Below are 15,868 nucleotides of genomic sequence, written 5' to 3'. Positions count from 1 at the left end.
CGATCACTTCGCCATGCCGGCCGTCAACCCGGCGACGATCTGCTTCGTCGCGACGAGGAACAGCACGATGAGTGGCACCGTGGTGATCACGAGCCCGGCGAAGACCGCCGAGTAGTTCGTCGCGTTCTCGCCGAAGAAGGTCGTGAGGCCGACGGGCAGGGTGTACTTCTCCTCGCGGCGCAGCAGCACGAGCGGGAAGAGGAAGTCGTTCCAGATCGGCACGAAGCGGAAGACCGCGACGGTCGCGAGGGCGGGGCGCACGAGCGGCACCATGATGCGCCAGAACGTCTGCCAGCTCGTCGCGCCGTCGAGCGCCGCCGCCTCCTCGAGCTCCTCGGGCAGCTGCCGGAAAAACGTCGTGAGCACGAAGATCGAGAACGGGATGCCCGACGCGGCATACATGAGCATGAGGCCGAGTCGGGAGTCGACGAGGCCGAGGCCGTCGAAGAGGTAGAAGATCGGCAGGATCGCGAGGTGGATCGGCAGCATCAGGCCCGAGAGGAAGAGCGACTCGAGCCAGCGGAAGATGCGCGACCGGCCGCGCGCCAGCGCGTAGGCGGCCATCGTCGCCACCGCCGTCGAGATGGCCACCGCACCGACCGTGACGGCCAGGGAGTTGCCGAAGTACGTCGCGAAGCTGCCCGTCGTCCACGCCTCGACGTAGCTCGCGGTCGTCGGCGGGCTCGGCAGGCCGAGCGGGTCCGTGATGAGGTCGGCGTTCGTGCGGACGCTGTTGCTCACCATGATCAGCAGCGGCACCAGCGCCAGGGCGGCATACCCCCACAGGAGCACCCCGGCGCCCGCGCCGCCCACGGGAGCGTTCGCTCGTGGCGGGCGGCGCCGGCTGCGCGGCGTGGGGGAGGTGCGGGTCTGCTGCTGCGGCTCCTCTGTCGTGACGACGGCGGTGGTCATGCGGTGATCCTCCGCTCGTGACGGCGCAGCACGGCCGTGGCCGCGTAGGCCCCGCCGAAGATGATGAGGAAGAGCAGCGTCGCGAGGGCCGACGAGCTGCCGATGGCGTCGGTCGCACCTGAGTCGAAGGCCGTGCGGTAGAAGAGCAGCGAGACGAAGTCGGTTGCGCCCGCAGGGTTTCCGGTCGACCCGCCGAACGCGTACGGCAGGGCGAACGCCTCCATCGCGAAGATGAACGTCAGCACCGACACGGTGCCGATGGCGGGGACCAGCAGCGGCAGCGTGATGCGGAAGAAGGCCTGTCGGTTGCTCGCGCCGTCGACGCGGGCGGCCTCGGTGAGCTCCTCGGGCACGCCACCGAGCGCTGCGCCGTAGAGCAGCACCGGGAAGCCGATCCACTGCCACACGCTGACGAGGATGACGACCCAGAGGGCCGTCTTCGGGTCGCCGAGCCACGGCAGCGCCCACGACTCGAGGCCGATCTTCGTCAGCAGCGTGTTGACCGGACCGAACGTCGGCGAGAGCAGCAGCGTCCAGAGGTAGCCGATGACGATCGGGCTCACCAGGTAGGGCATCGCGTACAGGGTCTGCAGCACCCGCCGGCTGCGCGGCCGGCTGTGGAGCAGGTAGGCGATCGTGAGCCCGATGGTGTTCTGGATGAGCATCGTGCCGACGAAGAACAGCACGTTGTGCAGCAGCGCCTGTGGCAGGTCGGTCGTGAACGGGGCCCGTGTGAAGAGGGTCGTGAAGTTCGCGACCCCGGCGAACTCCCCGCGGGTCGTGCCCTGCCAGTGGAAGAAGGCGTACGAGAACGCCGTCACCATCGGGTAGAGCACGAACACCGCGAAGAGCGCGAGTGCCGGGGCGACGAAGAGCAGGCCCGTACGCCGCCTCATGCCGTGCCTCATGCCGTGCCTTTCGGGTCGAGCGTCACGCGCTCGGCTTGAACCAGGTCTTGACGCCGGTGTCGAGCTCCTTGCTCACCGTGGCCGCGTCCTTGGAGCCGAGCAGCATCTCTTGGATGCCCTTGCCGAGCAGCTCGGTGCCGGAGGGGGCGCCGTAGCGGAAGTCGGTGAGCAGCAGGTAGGGCGAGCCGGACTTCGCGTAGTTGTCGCTCATCTGCTTGAGCAGCGGGTCGGTCGGGTCGACGCCCGGCACCGCGGAGAGCTGCTTGATGTCGTCGCTGACCATCTGGCCGAACTCCTTGGAGGTCATCCACGTGACGAGCTCGGTGGCCTCCTTCGGGTGCTTCGACTTGGCGGAGACGGCGAAGTTGCCATCGGCCCATCCTGCCGTGGTCGCCCCGGAACCGCTCGGCGAGCCGGGGGCCGGCGGCACCTGGAAGATGCCGATCTTCATCGCGGGGTTGGCCTTCTGGAAGACGGCGAGGTCGAAGCTGCCGCCGGGGATCATGGCGGCCTTCTCGGCGGAGAACAGCGTCTGCGCGTCGGTCTGGGCGACGCCGGTGACGTTCTTCGGCATGTACTTCGCGAGGTCGCCGACGACCTTGACCGAGCCCACCCAGTCGGGGTCGGTGAAGCTCTTCCTGCCCGACTGCACCTCGTCCTGGAAGGCCTTGCCGCCGAAGCGGGGGCCCGCCAGCACCTCGTGGACGATCGGCAAGGTCCAGTCGTCCTTGGCGCCGACGGCGATCGGGGTGACGCCGGCGGCCATCAGCTTGTCGTTGGCGGCGACGAACTCGTCCCACGTGGTGGGGGCCTTGAGGCCGGACTTGTCGAAGAGTCCCTGGTTGTAGAACATCTGGACGGTCTGACGGGCGAGCGGCACGGAGTACGTCTTGCCGTCCTCCTTGCCCTTGGCGCTCGCGACGACGTTCTCGTCCCAGCCGGACAGGTCGACCTTGCCGTCGAGGGGCAGCAGCGACTTGCTCGCGACGGTGCCCTGCAGCTGGCCGTACGAGCGCACCTGCGGCACGTCGGGACCGTTCGCCCCGGCGAGGCCGGTCGCGAGGATCTTGTTGTACTCGGTCGCCTTGAACGCCTTGAACTGGACGTCGACGTTCGGGTGCGACTTCTCGTACGCGTCGAAGATCTTGTTGTACGCCGCCTCGTCCTCGACGCGCCAGGACCACACGGTGAGGGTGGTCTTGCCGTCACCGCCGGCCGCCGTCGAGCCGGAGCCACCCGACGAGGACGGCGAGCACGCCGTCACGACGAGGGCTCCGGAGAGTGCGGCGATCGCGAGGACGGTGCGGCGGGCCCGCGACGAGCCGGTGAGGCGTGGGGCGAACGTCATTGTCATGCTCCTGTCGGGTTCTGCGTGGTGCCCGGGGGACACCGTAGGTGGGGGGTGCGGGGACTCGGGGGTCAGTGGGTGGGGCCGGCGAGGGCGGCGAGTGCCCGGGCCACCGAGCCGTCGTGCTCGGCGATGGCGCTTCGGGCGGTGGCGGCGTCGACACCGGCGAGCATCGACAGCAGCGCCGGCTTCAGCTCGCCGTCGGCGTCGTCGAGGGCGGCTCGGGCCTGCCCCGGGTCGGCGCCGGTGGCCTCCTGGAGGATGCGCAGCACGCGGCCGCGCAGCTTGGCGTTGGTGGCGACGACGTCGACCATGAGGTTGCTCCACGTGCGTCCGAGCCGGATCATCACGGCGGTCGAGAACGAGTTGAGCACGAGCTTCTGGGCGGTGCCGGCCTTGAGCCGGGTCGAGCCGGTCAGCGCCTCGGGGCCGGTGCGGGCGGCGAGGAGGTGGTCGGCGTGGTGGGCGATCTCCGCGTGCGGGTTGGCCGTGACGAGGGCGGTGACGGCGCCGCGCTCGCGCGCGCGTTCGAGCGCGCCCGCCACGAACGGCGTACGCCCGGAAGCCGTGAGGCCGATGGCGATGTCCCCCTCGTGCAGGCCGTCGGCCTCGGAGCGGCCGAGGTCGGCGTCGTCCTCGACGTTCTCGACGGCACGCAGCAGCGCCTCGGGCCCGCCGGCGTGGTGGGCGACGAAGAGCCCGGTCGGGACGTTGAAGGTCGGGAGCAGCTCGGCGGCGTCGAGCACGGCCAGGCGCCCAGACGTTCCCGCGCCGAAGTAGTGCACCGCGCCTCCGGCGCGGAGCGAGTCGACGGCCCGGTCGACCAGCCGGGCGAGCTCGGGCAGCACCTCGCCCACGGCCGCGGCGACCGTCGCGTCCTCGGCATTGAGGGCCCGGAGGATGTCGAGCGAGGTGTGGGTGTCGATGGACGTCGTCCCCGGGTGGCGCTCCTCGGTGGGGGCGTCCACGGTCACCTCGCTGCTCACCCGTTGGAGGTTAGTTTCCTACGCGTATGCCGTCAATGCCGTAAATGAGTAACATTCTCATCACGCCGCCCCGTCGAGTGCCCAGTTTCCGACGCCTGCACCCCGTCGAGTGCTCATTTCCCGACGGCGTCGTCCTGGCGGGTGGCCGTCGGGGCGTGAGGAAGTGAGCACTCGATGTGTCGGGAAGTGGGCACTCGAGTGTGAGGACGTGGGCACTCGACCCGTCAGTCGGTGACGTGGTGGCCGGCGACGGCCTCGCGGGTGTCGGCGACGGCCTTGCGGGCGCGGCGCAGGTTGCGCTGGGCCACGGCGATGTAGAGGCAGTCGACCACGGTGAGGGCCGCGATGCGGCTCGCGGTCGCGCCCGACCGCAGGCTGGTCTCGCGGGCCGCCGTGGTCAGCAGGAAGTCGACGCCCGAGGCGAGTCGCGAGAGCGGGAAGTTCGTGATCGCCAGGGTCTTGGCGCCGGTGGAGCGTGCGGCCGCCAAGGCCTCGATCGTCTCGGTCGTCGTGCCGGAGTGCGAGATGCCGACCGCCACGTCACCGGCGCCGAGCAGCGTCGCGCTCGTCAGGGCGATGTGGGGGTCGTTCCAAGCGAAGGCGACGATCCCGATGCGGTGCAGCTTCTGCTGGAGGTCGGTGCCGACGATCGAGCTGGCACCGATGCCGTAGATGTCGATGCGGCCCGCCTTCGCGATCGCGGCCGCCGCGGCCGCCAGCGCCGCCCGGTCCAGCTGCTGCGCCGTCTCCTCGACGGCGCTCGCGTCGGTGAACGCGACCTTGGCGATGATGTCGTCGATGGAGTCCTTGGCGCTGATGTCGGTGCCGTGGGTGCTCATCGTGCGCGGCTGGGCGGACTCCTCGGCGAGAGTCAGGCGCAGCTGCGGGTAGCCGGGCAGGCCGAGCCGCCGGCAGAACCGGAGCACCGTCGTCTCGGACGTGCGCGCCGCCGCCGCCAGCTCGCTGATGGTCAGTCCGGCCGCGCGGCGCGCGTCGGCGAGCACGATGTCGGCGACGCGGTCCTCGGCGGGCGAGAGCGAGGGCTTGATCCCCCGCAGGCGGATGAGCAGCGATGCGCTTCTCGCACCTGCGGGGGACGTGGTCCCGTCGTCGGTCCTTGGCATGGGCCTACGCTACGGCGTCGCGGCCCTGCAGCCGCCACCCGTCAGCCGTGAACGCGCCGGGTGTGCTCTCGCCGTCGAGCAGGATGCCGCCGGGTCCGTTGACGAGGATGTCGTCGACCGCGACACCGCGCCCCAGATAGCCCCCGTCGGTGGTGTGCCGCCAGCGCAGCTGCTGCGCCCCGGCCGCCAGGTCGGCGCGCACCTGCACCCAGCGACGCGTGCCCGAGCCCGAGACGACGCCGTCGGCGCTCTCGGTCTCGCCCCGGTCGACGACCTCGAACGGCACCGCCGACCAGGTGGCTCCGCCGTCGGTCGAGCGCTCGAGGTGCAGCCGGTCGGTCTCCTCCGTGTCGAGGAAGAGGTCGAAGCCGAGCCTCGCGCCACGCATGCCGACCGAGAGCGTGGGCGTCGTCAGGGTCGTCGTCGCGGTGTTCTCGGACCCGGTGAACCACGCCGTGTCGCCGTGCCGGGGCCGGATGCCCATCGACGCCGCGAGGCCGTGGGCCCACTCGCGCCGGGCGACGTTGATCGAGCCCCAGCTGCGCGACGGGTGCACCCGGTTGGTGAGCAGGATCGCGAACGATCGTGACGTGAAGTCGATGACGATCGACGTGCCGGTGTAGCCGGTGTGGCCCGCGGTGCGCGGCCCGCTCAGGGCGTCCATGTACCAGCGCTGGTCGAGCTCGAAGCCGAGGCCGTGGCTGTCACCGGGGAAGTCGCCGTTGAAGTTCGTGACCAGCTGCTCGACGCTCTTGCGGCTGAGGATCCGGTGCCCCTCGTAGGTGCCACCGTTGAGCAGGGCCTGCGAGAGGACGGCGAGGTCGTCGGCCGTCGAGAAGACGCCGGCGTGCCCGGCGACGCCCCCGAGCGACCACGCGTTCTCGTCGTGCACCTCGCCGCGCACCATGCCGCGAGGGGGCGCCGTCTGGTACTCCGTCGCGGCGGTGCGTGCCTTGTCGGTGGGGTTGTAGCCGGTGTCGGTCATGCCGAGGGGCGCCGTGATGCGGTCGTGGACCACCGTGTCGAGCGGCGCGCCCCGCAGCCGCTCGACCATGACGCCGAGCGTGATGAGGTTGAGGTCGCTGTAGAGGTAGGTCGAGCCGGGCGGGCTGGTGAGCGGCTGGTCCATGACGGCCCTGATGCGGGTGGCCTTGTCGGGCCACTTGCTCCAGAGCGGAAGCCATGACGTGAAGCCGGAGGTGTGGGTGAGCAGCTGCCGCACGGTGACGCCGGCCTTGCCGTTGGCCGCGAACTCCGGCAGGTATGCCGCCACCGGGCTCTCGAGGGAGACGCGGCCCTCCTCGATGAGCTGGACGACGGCGATCGACGTGAAGAGCTTCGACACCGAGGCGAGGTCGAAGACCGTGTCGGTGCGCATCGGCTCCCACTGGTCGCGGGGCAGCTCGGTCGTCGCGTCGGCGTAGCGCAGCGCCCAGCCGCTCGCGTCGCGCTCGACGATGCGCCCCTCGTGGCCCATGATCCCCACCGCCCCCGCGAAGAGCGGGTGCCCACCGGCCGGCGCCTGCTCGTGGGCGTGGACCTGTGCCACCGACTCGGCGATCGGGTCGGGGTCGAGCGCGAGCGAGGCGGGGCTCGCGTCGGAGAGCTCGGTGTTGGGCGGGGCGAAGCCGCGGTCTGGCTTGCTGAAGTCGTCGGCCGCGGCGGAGCCGGCAGGCCCCGCCGTCACGAGGCTGCCCGCCAGGGCGAGGCTGCCGAGGACGGCGACGGGTGTGGCGACGAGGGTGCGCAGACGCATGTCACTCCTTGATCGTGCAGCAGTCCGGACGGCCGGTCAGTTCGCCGGGCCGTTGTAGAGCAGGTACGGCCGGCGCTTCGCGTCGAAGGCGGCCAGCTCGTCGCGCCAGGAGCCGACGACCTCTGCGGCAGGAGCCCCGGCGGAGATCTGCGTGCGCAGCCGCTGCGAGCCGGTCAGCTTGTCGATCCAGTAGGGTCGCGCCGGGTCGTAGGAGTCGTAGCGCCAGGCGAAGTCGCGGTAGAGGGCCTTCGCCGCGGCGAGCATCTCGACGCTCGAGCGGATCGGGTCGAACGCCGTCGGGTCGGTGACGTGCAGCCCCACGCCGCCACAGACCACGCCGACGTGTTTGCCGAACGTCGGGGTGAAGTAGGCCTCGCGGAAGCCGACACCCGGGAGGTCAAGCGCCGCAAGGCGTTCGGCCCACTTGTAGTCGACGTACGGGGCGCCGATGAGCTCGAACGGGCGGGTGGTGCCGCGGCCTTCGGAGAGGTTGGTGCCCTCGAACATGCCCGTTCCCGGGTAGACGAGCGCGGTGTCTGGAGTCGGCATGTTGGGACTCGGCATGACCCACGGCAGTCCGGTGACGGCATACGGGACGTCACGGCGCCACCCCTTGACCTCGATGACCGTGAGGTCCGTCAGGCGGCCTCCCGCATCGGCGGGCAGGAACTCGGCGTCGAAGTAGCGGGCCAGCTCGCCGACGGTCATGCCGTGCGCCTGGACGATCTCCTTCGCACCGACGCCCGAGGTCCACGGCGTCGTCATCATCGGGCCCATCGCCTTGCCGCCGATGGGGTTCGGGCGGTCGAGCACGACGAACCGCGCCCCGACGGCCACCGCCGCGCGCATCGCCGTGTACATGGTCCAGATGTAGGTGTAGAAGCGGGAGCCGACGTCCTGGATGTCGAAGACGACGGTCTCGACGCCGGCGGTGCGGAAGAGCGCCGTCATCTTCGCCGCGTTCGCGCCGTACGCGTCGTAGACCATGAGCCCGGTGCGCGGGTCGGTGTGGTTGCCCTCGGAGTCACCCGCCTGCGCCGTGCCGCGGAAGCCGTGCTCGGGGCCGAAGACGCCGACGATGTCGACGGCGCCCGACTCGTGCATCTCGTCGACGACGGTGCGCAGGTTGGTGAGGATGCCGGTCGGGTTGGTGATGACGCCGACCCGCTGCCCGGCGAGGGCCGACCACCTCGTGGCCGCCGCGCTCTGGGCGCCCGTGGTGACCGGGTTGCTGGGGTAGCTGCTCGCGTATGCCGCCGGGCTGGTCTGGGCGGCAATGGAACCCGCTGCGGCCGTGGGGACGGCCACGGCACCGAGGGCTCCGGCAGTGAGGAGCTGCCTGCGGTTGAGGTTCATCTGGGTTCTCCGATCGTGAGTCTTGGGTGACGGTCAGTAGGTGAGCCCGTGGCCGAAGGGGTAGAGCACGGTCTTGGGGTCGCCTGCGACGGGGATGTCGACGGGCAGCGAGGCGGTGGGGGCCACCTCGCCCGTGATGACCCGCGCGGCCGCCTCGATGGCGACCGGGCTGTAGGAGTAGGTCGCGACATAGGTCGGGGCCGCGGTGAAGTAGGCGATGTCGTACGGGTCGCGGACGGCGACGACGACGACGGTCGTGCCCGTGCCGAGCAGCTGCTCGACGAGCTTCTGCTGCCCGCGGCGCGGGTCGGTGACCGTGGTGTCCCAGGCCTTCATGGTCGTCACGACGACGACGTCCTTGTCGACGGCCGCTGCGACGGCGGCGGCCACCTTGGCGTCGGTCGGTGAAGTGCCCGTCTCGAGGGTCTGCACCCCGGCGCCCCTGCGCGTCAGGGCGCCTGCCAGGGTGGCGGTCGTCGAGACGCCGTAGCCGGTGACGAGGACTCTCTTGCCGCTCGCGACGATCGGCAGCGCGGACGCGTCGTTCTTGACGAGGGTCGTCGTGCGGTCGGTGATCTCGTCGGCGGCGGACAGGTGCGCCGGGATGCCGACGACGGACGCGACGCGCGACGGGTCGGCGTACGGCCGGGCCACGACGCCGCGGCGGTACTTGAGGCGCAGCACGCGGCGCACCTTCGCGTCGAGCTCGTCGGGGCGGATGCGGTGGCTGCGCACGGCTGCCAGCACGGCGGCATACGCCTCGTCCATCGATGGGCTCATGAGCAGCTGGTCGACCCCGGCGAGCAGGGCCCGCACCGGCACCTCGGCGTCGCCGTAGCGGTCGCGCACCCCCTGCATGGCGAGCGAGTCGGTGACGACGACGCCGTCGTAGCCCAGCTCCTCGCGCAGCAGGCCCGTCAGGATCGGATGGCTCAGCGTCGCGGGGTCGCCGGAGTCGTCGAGGGCCGGGAAGGCCAGGTGGGCCGTCATGATCATGTCGATGCCCTCGCGGATCGCCGCCCTGAACGGCGGCGCGTCGACGGCCTCCCATTGCGCGCGCGTGTGGGTGATGACCGGGAAGGCGACGTGGCTGTCGGTGGCGGTGTCGCCGTGGCCGGGGAAGTGCTTCGCCGACGACGAGACTCCGCCGTCGCGCTGGTAGCCGGCGACCTGGGCCGCGACGAGCTCGGCCGCGAGGTCGGGGTGCGAGCTGAACGAGCGCGTGCCGATGACCGGGTTGAGGGCGTTGACGTTGACGTCGCAGACGGGCGCGAAGTCGGTGTTGACGCCCATCGCGAGCAGCTCGCGTCCGGTGATCGCGGCGGCGGTGCGGGCGTCGGGCGCACTGTCGCCGGCGCCGAGGGCCATCGACCCGGGGAACTGGGTGGCGGGCGGACCGATGCGGGTGACGACCCCCTGCTCCTGGTCGACGGCGATCTGCAGCGGCACCGGCGCCTTGCCGCCCTGCTCGAGCGCCGCCTTCTGGAGGCCGTTCGACAGGCCCACGATCTGGTCGGGGTTCTGCACGCTGTCGGTCCACGCGAAGTAGATGACGCCGCCGAGGTGGTACTTGCGCACGACCTCGGCCGGGCTCGCGACCCCGTAGAGCGGGACGTTGCGGCTGTCGGGGGTCGTGGCGTCCTTGCCGTAGACGTTCTGGATGAAGAGCTGACCGACCTTCTCCTCCAACGTCATCCGGCTCAGGGTCGAGGTGATCCAGCCCTCCTCGCCTGCGGCCCCGGCGGTGCCGACGGGGCCGGCGGCGGTCCCGTCGGCGGTGGCGGTCCCGGCCGCGGCGGCTCGTCCGGCTCCGACACCGAGGGCAGTCGTGGCGAGTCCGCCCGTGAGCACCGAACGACGGGACAGGTCTGACAGGGACATGGGTCCTCCGTTGGAATGTGAACAATTCACGCATACTGCCGACGATTCGGAACTTACCTACGGAGCGTGAGGTCGGCAACAGATAGCGGCGCGTCCTCGTGGGACGCGCGGCTGGTGGCCGGACGTCACCAGCCGGCGAGCGACCTCACGGTCTGGACGGTGTCGATCTCCGAGACCGGCTTGTCGTCGCGGTAGCGCAGCACCCGTGCGAAGCGCAGCGCCATGCCGCCGGGGTAGCGGGTGGAGCGCTGCACGCCGTCGAAGGCGATCTCGACGACCTGCTCGGGACGCAGCGGCACGACGCCCCACTGCTGCCCCGAGCGGCCCGCCTCGACGTCGCCCGGGTCGACGGCGAGCTCGCTGAAGCGCTCGGTCTGCCAGGCGAGCATCTCGTCGGTCATGCCCTTGAAGGTCTTGCCGAGCATGACGAGCTCGCCGGTGTCGGCGTCGCGTGCCCCGAGGTGGATGTTGGAGAGCCAGCCTCGACGCCGGCCGCTGCCCCACTCGACGCCGAGCACGACGAGGTCGAGGGTGTGGCGCGGCTTGACCTTGACCCATCCCGGACCGCGCCGGCCGGCGGCATAGGGCAGGGTGGGGTCCTTGACGACGACGCCCTCGTGACCGGCCGCGACGAGGTCGACGAAGAACTCCTGTGCGCGCTCGGGGTCGTCGGTGAGCTCGCGGGGCACGAGCCAGGCGGGCGGGACGGTGCGGGCGAGCCGGCTCCACCGTGTGGCCGCGGGCTCGTCGAGCAGGTCGTCGCCGTCGAGGTGCAGCAGGTCGAAGAAGAAGGGCGTGAGCGGCACCTCCTCGCGGAGGCGCTGCACGTCGGCGGTGCTCGCGGTGCGCGCGCCGGTGACCTGGAACGGCTGCGGGCGGCCGCCCTCGCCGAGCGCGATGACCTCGCCGTCGAGCACGAGCGTCTCGACGTCGACGGCCGCCAGGGCCTCGGTGATCTCCGGCATGCGGTCGGTCACCTCCTCGAGCGTGCGCGTGAAGAGGCGCACGGAGCCCGGGCTCGTGCGGTTGTCGACGTGCGCCTGCAGCCGTATGCCGTCCAGCTTGGTCTCGACGACCACCTCGCCGCCCAAGGTGGCGAGCGCCGCGGCGACGTCGGGAGCGGAGCCGGCGAGCATCGGACGCAGGGGCCGGCCGACCTCGAGGGTGAGAGCCTCCAGCGCCTCGACGCCGCCGGTGAGGGCAGCGCTCGCCACGGGCCCCGCGAAGCCCGCGAGCATGACAGCCCGCCGCACCGCCGCGTCGGGCACGTCCGCCGCCTTGGCGACGGCCTGAAGCATGACGCCGTCTCCCGCGCCCTGGCGGGTCTCGCCGGTGATGAGGCCGCGCAGCCACTGCTGCTCGTCGGCGGTCGCGCGGGCGAAGAGCTCACGGACGGCGGCGGTGCGGGCCGCGGCAGAACCCGAGCCCCCGATGGCGGCGATCGCCGTGGCGGCGGCGTCGACCTCCTCGACCGTGAGAGCGCTGGTCGCTGCCGGTTCGGGCAGGCCCTGGAGGCCGCGCCAGCTGACGCCGATGCGCCGCTGCGGGAGAACGCCGGACAGGTGCGCGGTGACGACCTCGACGGTGGCCGGTCCGTCGGCGGCGGCGCGGGCGAGGCACGCGGCGAGGGCCTCGACCTTGGCGGTGCGCGACGACGTCGCAGCGACGGCCCGGGACGTGGCGACGACGTCGGAGAGCTCCATGCCCAGATCCTGCCCGTTCCCACCCACATCCCAACCCCCTTCAAGCGTCGACAGGCCAAAGTTCGTGGCCTCCCGACCGTCGAGAGGCCACCCGCGCAGACGCGGGTCTAGATTCGACCCATGCGCGGCACCGGGCTCCGGGCGCGCGCCCTGGCCCGGACCGGCGCGCGGGGCGCGGCGGCTGCCGCAGGCCTGCTCGCCGTCGCGACGCGGGTGACGCCCTGGCCGTCGGCGCTCGCCATCCGTGCGATCTTCGACCGCGGGTCGGCCCGTGCCAGTTCGGCACTCGAGCGACACGTGCCCGGTGGGCTCGTGGAGGACGTCGACGAGGCGTACGACATCTCGTCGCCCGACGGGCGCCTCGACGTGTTCCGTCCCGAACGCGACGAGCCGCTGGCGACGGTCGTCTGGGTGCACGGCGGGGCCTTCGTCTCCGGCTCCAAGGGCGACGTCGCGAACTACCTGCGCGTGCTCGCGGGCCGTGGCTTCGCGACGGTCGGCGTCGACTACTCGATCGCTCCCGGTTCCCGTTACCCCACGCCCGTGCGGCAGGTGGCGGCCGCTCTCGCCCACCTCGTCGACCATGCCGACCGGCTCGGCATCGACACCACGCGGATCGTGCTCGCGGGGGACTCCGCAGGAGCCCAGATCGCGGCACAGGTCGCGCTCATCGCCACCGACGAGGCGTACGCGCGTGGCGTGGGGATCGCCCTCGACTTCTTGCCGGACGGGGTGCGCGGTGTCGTGCTCTTCTGCGGCGCCTACGACTTCACGCTGGCCCGCGGGTCGACGCGGCTGGGCGGCTGGCTCGTCAACACGGCGATCTGGTCGTACCTCGGGTCGCAGCGTCACGAGGAGCGGATCACGACGCAGGGCTCGATCCCGCAGAACCTGACTCCCGCCTTCCCGCCGGCTTTCGTCTCGGCCGGCAACGGCGACCCTCTCCTGCCGCACACGCTGGGCCTGGTGGAGTCGCTGGAGTCGCACGGCGTCGAGCACGAGACGCTGCTCTTCGCCGACGACCACCAGCCACGACTCGGCCACGAGTACCAGCTCGACCTCGACACGCCGGCGGGACGCGAGGCACTGGACCGCTCGGTCGCGTTCCTCCAGCGCGTCACCTCCTGACGCGGTTGGTCTCGGCCTCTCGACGGGTGGGGGAGTGGGGTGGGCCACTTGACGGGGAGGGGCTGTTGTCGTCAAGGTAAGCAAGCGCTTAGTCCACTCGCGAGGAGCAGCATGCCCGACACCGCCGTCGTCACCGGAGCAGCCCGGGGCATCGGACGAGCCATCGCCACCCGCCTCGCGCACGAGGGGTGGCAGGTCGTGGTGGCCGACCTCGACGCCGACGAGCTCGCCGCGGTCGCGGCAGAGACGGGCGCCCACGCCGTCGCCGGCGACACGTCCACCGAGGCGGGAGTGCGCCACCTCGTCGAGACGGCATACGACCGGCTCGGGCGCGTCGACGTGTTCTTCGCGAACGCCGGCGTCGGCACGCTCAAGGGCCTCGACGCCTCGGATGCCGAGTGGGCACGTGCGCTCGAGACCAACGTCCTGGCCCACGTGCGTGCCGCGCGCCTGCTCGTGCCGCGCTGGCTCGAGGCCGGCGGTGGCCGGCTCGTCGTGACCGCCTCTGCCGCGGGGCTGCTGACGATGCTCGGCGACGCACCCTACTCGGTGAGCAAGCACGCGGCCGTCGCCTTCGCCGAGTGGCTCAGCGCGACGTACCGCCACCGCGGCATCGTCGTGCAGGCCATCTGCCCGCAGGGCGTGCAGACCCGCATGCTCGACGGTTCCGGCCCCCTGCGTGACCTGCTCACCCGGGATGACGTCGTGAGCGCCGACGACGTGGCCGACGCGGCCTGGCAGGCGCTCTCGGGCGACGGCTTCTTCGTCCTGCCCCACCCCGAGGTCAGCGAGTACCACGCGCAGCGAGCCGCCCACCCAGACGCGTGGCTCGCCGGCATGAACCGGCTCCAGCAGAAGCTCGAACCGTTCACCCCGGACCCCACCGCCCCCACCACCCCCTCCCACGACCACCAGCAGGAGAACGCATGACCGACCAGCCCACCACCCAGCGCACCGCCATCGTGACGGGTGCCGCCCGCGGCATCGGCGCGGCCGTCGCCAAGCGCCTCGCGGAGGACGGCTTCGCCGTCGCCGTGCTCGACCTCGACGAGTCCGCCTGTGCTGCAGTGGTTTCCGAGATCGAGGCGGCCGGCGGGAAGGGCCTCGCCGTCGGCGTCGACGTCTCCGACGAGGAGGGTGTGCAGGCTGCCGTCGACCGCGTCGCCGCCGAGCTCGGCGCGCCGACGGTGCTCGTCAACAACGCCGGCATCATCCGCGACAACATGCTGTTCAAGATGACGACCGGCGACTGGGACTCCGTCATGAACGTCCACCTGCGTGGCTCGTTCCTCATGACCCGTGCCGCCCAGAAGCACATGATCGACGCCAAGTGGGGTCGCATCGTCAACCTCAGCTCGACGTCGGCGCTGGGCAACCGCGGCCAGGCCAACTACTCCGCCGCGAAGGCGGGTCTGCAGGGCTTCACGAAGACGCTCGCCATCGAGCTCGGCAAGTTCGGCGTGACCGCGAACGCCATCGCACCGGGTTTCATCGCCACCGACATGACGCGCCAGACGGCCGAGCGCATGGGCATCACCTTCGAGCAGTTCCTCGAGGGTGCGGCCAAGGAGATCCCCGTCGGCCGGGTCGGCCAGCCCGAGGACATCGCCGCCACGGCCTCCTTCCTCGTCAGCGAGGGAGCCGGCTTCGTCTCGGGTCAGGTCGTCTACGTCGCCGGCGGCCCGAAGGACTGATGTGACCGACCCGGACCTGCACCGCCGCCCGGCGACACCGGACACCGATCCGCCCGGCCTGCCCCTCGAGCGCCTCGCCGAGTGGCTCGGTTCTGCCGCGCCAGGACTGCTCGGCGGCCCGCTGACCGGACGCGTCGTGGCGGGGGGCAAGTCCAACCTCACGTACGAGGTCGGCGACGGGAGCCGCAGCGTCATCGTGCGGCGCCCGCCGCTCGGTCACGTGCTGGCGACCGCTCACGACATGGGCCGCGAGCACCGGGTCATCAGCGCCCTGCGCGACACCGACGTGCCCGTCCCGGCGACGTATGCCGTGTGCGCCGACGCCGACGTCATCGGGGCCCCGTTCTACGTCATGGAGCGCGTCGCCGGGACGCCCTACCGCTTCGCCGCCCAGCTGGGCCCTCTCGGTCACGAGCGGGTGCGCGCGATCAGCGAGCGCATGGTCGACACGCTCGTCGCGCTGCACGCCGTCGACCCCGCCTCGGTGGGGCTGGGCGACTTCGGGCGGCCCGAGGGGTTCCTCGAGCGGCAGGTGTGGCGGTGGAAGCAGCAGCTCGATGCGTCGCGCAGCCGCGAGCTGCCCGGCATCGACGAGCTGCACGGTCGGCTGGCGGAGTCGGTTCCGGTCCAAGGCGACCCGGCCATCGTCCACGGTGACTTCCGTCTCGACAACCTCCTCGTCACCGACGCCGACGAGGTGTCGGCCGTGCTCGACTGGGAGATGGCCACCATCGGCGACCCGCTCACCGACGTCGCGCTGCTCGAGGCGTACCAGACGCTGCCGCTCATGATGGACAGCGTCGCCGTCTCCGACGTCTCGCGGACGCCGGGTTTCATCACCGCCCCCGAGCTGCGCCGCAGGTATGCCGCCGCGAGCGGGCGCGACCTGACGCACCTGTCGTTCCACCTCGGGCTCGCCTACTTCAAGCTCGCGGTGATCCTCGAGGGCATCCACTACCGCTACACCCAGGGGCAGACCGTCGGCTCGGGCTTCGCGCGCATCGGGGAGGCCACCGGCCCTCTCGTCGTGGCCGGCCTCAGGGCTGTCGAGGCCGAGGAGGACTGAGACGCC

Annotated in this window: 13 protein-coding genes; 4 read left to right on the top strand and 9 right to left on the bottom strand. The window is 71.6% G+C overall.

Features of this window, described 5'->3' with window-relative positions:
• Positions 1-3 precede the first annotated feature (3 nt).
• The 9 genes from ACXR8F_RS19140 to ACXR8F_RS19100 all read right to left on the bottom strand — a co-directional run bounded on the left by ACXR8F_RS19140 (position 4) and on the right by ACXR8F_RS19100 (position 11,974).
• Positions 4-912, bottom strand: coding sequence for a carbohydrate ABC transporter permease (locus tag ACXR8F_RS19140; protein WP_458802925.1), 909 nt, complete (start codon positions 910-912; stop codon positions 4-6).
• Positions 909-1,808, bottom strand: a complete 900-nt coding sequence (locus ACXR8F_RS19135) for a carbohydrate ABC transporter permease (RefSeq protein ID WP_045191037.1) — start codon at positions 1,806-1,808, stop codon at positions 909-911. The genes ACXR8F_RS19140 and ACXR8F_RS19135 overlap by 4 nt, the downstream gene beginning before the upstream one ends.
• A 34-nt stretch (positions 1,809-1,842) precedes the next feature.
• Positions 1,843-3,168 (bottom strand): ABC transporter substrate-binding protein, encoded by a 1,326-nt coding sequence (locus ACXR8F_RS19130; RefSeq protein WP_458802923.1) that lies wholly within the window; start codon positions 3,166-3,168, stop codon positions 1,843-1,845.
• Between the two features lie 71 nt (positions 3,169-3,239).
• On the bottom strand, positions 3,240-4,154 hold the full coding sequence (locus ACXR8F_RS19125; RefSeq protein ID WP_458802921.1) for an N-acetylmuramic acid 6-phosphate etherase: 915 nt from the start codon (positions 4,152-4,154) through the stop codon (positions 3,240-3,242).
• A gap of 224 nt (positions 4,155-4,378) precedes the next feature.
• Positions 4,379-5,278 (bottom strand): MurR/RpiR family transcriptional regulator, encoded by a 900-nt coding sequence (locus tag ACXR8F_RS19120; RefSeq protein WP_458802919.1) that lies wholly within the window; start codon positions 5,276-5,278, stop codon positions 4,379-4,381.
• A gap of 4 nt (positions 5,279-5,282) precedes the next feature.
• The gene (locus ACXR8F_RS19115) at positions 5,283-7,034 is read right to left on the bottom strand and encodes a serine hydrolase domain-containing protein (RefSeq protein ID WP_458802917.1); all 1,752 of its coding nucleotides are present in this window, start codon (positions 7,032-7,034) and stop codon (positions 5,283-5,285) included.
• A 36-nt stretch (positions 7,035-7,070) separates the two neighbouring features.
• Entirely contained in the window at positions 7,071-8,390 is a 1,320-nt protein-coding gene (locus ACXR8F_RS19110; RefSeq protein ID WP_458802915.1) for an exo-beta-N-acetylmuramidase NamZ family protein, read from the bottom strand.
• Positions 8,391-8,423: 33 nt separating this feature from the next.
• Positions 8,424-10,271, bottom strand: a complete 1,848-nt coding sequence (locus ACXR8F_RS19105; RefSeq protein ID WP_458802913.1) for a glycoside hydrolase family 3 protein — start codon at positions 10,269-10,271, stop codon at positions 8,424-8,426.
• Positions 10,272-10,396: 125 nt separating this feature from the next.
• A complete protein-coding gene (locus ACXR8F_RS19100; protein WP_458802911.1) occupies positions 10,397-11,974 on the bottom strand; it encodes an ATP-dependent DNA ligase in 1,578 nt (525 codons plus the stop codon).
• Positions 11,975-12,094: 120 nt separating this feature from the next.
• Between ACXR8F_RS19100 and ACXR8F_RS19095 the strand changes: the two genes are divergently transcribed.
• The 4 genes from ACXR8F_RS19095 to ACXR8F_RS19080 all read left to right on the top strand — a co-directional run bounded on the left by ACXR8F_RS19095 (position 12,095) and on the right by ACXR8F_RS19080 (position 15,862).
• Complete coding sequence (locus tag ACXR8F_RS19095; protein ID WP_458802909.1) at positions 12,095-13,102, top strand: alpha/beta hydrolase; 1,008 nt, start codon at positions 12,095-12,097, stop codon at positions 13,100-13,102.
• 111 nt (positions 13,103-13,213) lie between these two features.
• Positions 13,214-14,032, top strand: coding sequence for an SDR family oxidoreductase (locus tag ACXR8F_RS19090; protein ID WP_458802907.1), 819 nt, complete (start codon positions 13,214-13,216; stop codon positions 14,030-14,032).
• Entirely contained in the window at positions 14,029-14,796 is a 768-nt protein-coding gene (gene fabG, locus ACXR8F_RS19085; protein WP_045191027.1) for a 3-oxoacyl-ACP reductase FabG, read from the top strand. Before ACXR8F_RS19090 ends, fabG begins: the two co-directional genes overlap by 4 nt.
• 1 nt (position 14,797) lies before the next feature.
• Positions 14,798-15,862: a phosphotransferase family protein gene (locus ACXR8F_RS19080; RefSeq protein ID WP_458802905.1), complete on the top strand. Its 1,065-nt coding sequence runs from the start codon at positions 14,798-14,800 to the stop codon at positions 15,860-15,862.
• Positions 15,863-15,868: the final 6 nt, after the last annotated feature.

The organism is Terrabacter sp. AAH1 (assembly GCF_054456855.1).
Note: the sequence above shows the minus strand (reverse complement) of the source record. Positions and strands in the feature narration are given on the sequence as shown.

Excerpts from the sequence above, each read along its gene's own strand:
- ACXR8F_RS19090 (WP_458802907.1), top strand. The coding sequence starts at position 13,214 with ATGCCCGACACCGCCGTCGTCACCGGAGCAGCCCGGGGCATCGGACGA.
- fabG (WP_045191027.1), top strand. The coding sequence starts at position 14,029 with ATGACCGACCAGCCCACCACCCAGCGCACCGCCATCGTGACGGGTGCC.
- ACXR8F_RS19105 (WP_458802913.1), bottom strand. The coding sequence starts at position 10,271 with ATGTCCCTGTCAGACCTGTCCCGTCGTTCGGTGCTCACGGGCGGACTC.
- ACXR8F_RS19140 (WP_458802925.1), bottom strand. The coding sequence starts at position 912 with ATGACCACCGCCGTCGTCACGACAGAGGAGCCGCAGCAGCAGACCCGC.
- ACXR8F_RS19095 (WP_458802909.1), top strand. The coding sequence starts at position 12,095 with ATGCGCGGCACCGGGCTCCGGGCGCGCGCCCTGGCCCGGACCGGCGCG.
- ACXR8F_RS19135 (WP_045191037.1), bottom strand. The coding sequence starts at position 1,808 with ATGAGGCGGCGTACGGGCCTGCTCTTCGTCGCCCCGGCACTCGCGCTC.
- ACXR8F_RS19120 (WP_458802919.1), bottom strand. The coding sequence starts at position 5,278 with ATGCCAAGGACCGACGACGGGACCACGTCCCCCGCAGGTGCGAGAAGC.
- ACXR8F_RS19110 (WP_458802915.1), bottom strand. The coding sequence starts at position 8,390 with ATGAACCTCAACCGCAGGCAGCTCCTCACTGCCGGAGCCCTCGGTGCC.
- ACXR8F_RS19115 (WP_458802917.1), bottom strand. The coding sequence starts at position 7,034 with ATGCGTCTGCGCACCCTCGTCGCCACACCCGTCGCCGTCCTCGGCAGC.
- ACXR8F_RS19130 (WP_458802923.1), bottom strand. The coding sequence starts at position 3,168 with ATGACGTTCGCCCCACGCCTCACCGGCTCGTCGCGGGCCCGCCGCACC.
- ACXR8F_RS19100 (WP_458802911.1), bottom strand. The coding sequence starts at position 11,974 with ATGGAGCTCTCCGACGTCGTCGCCACGTCCCGGGCCGTCGCTGCGACG.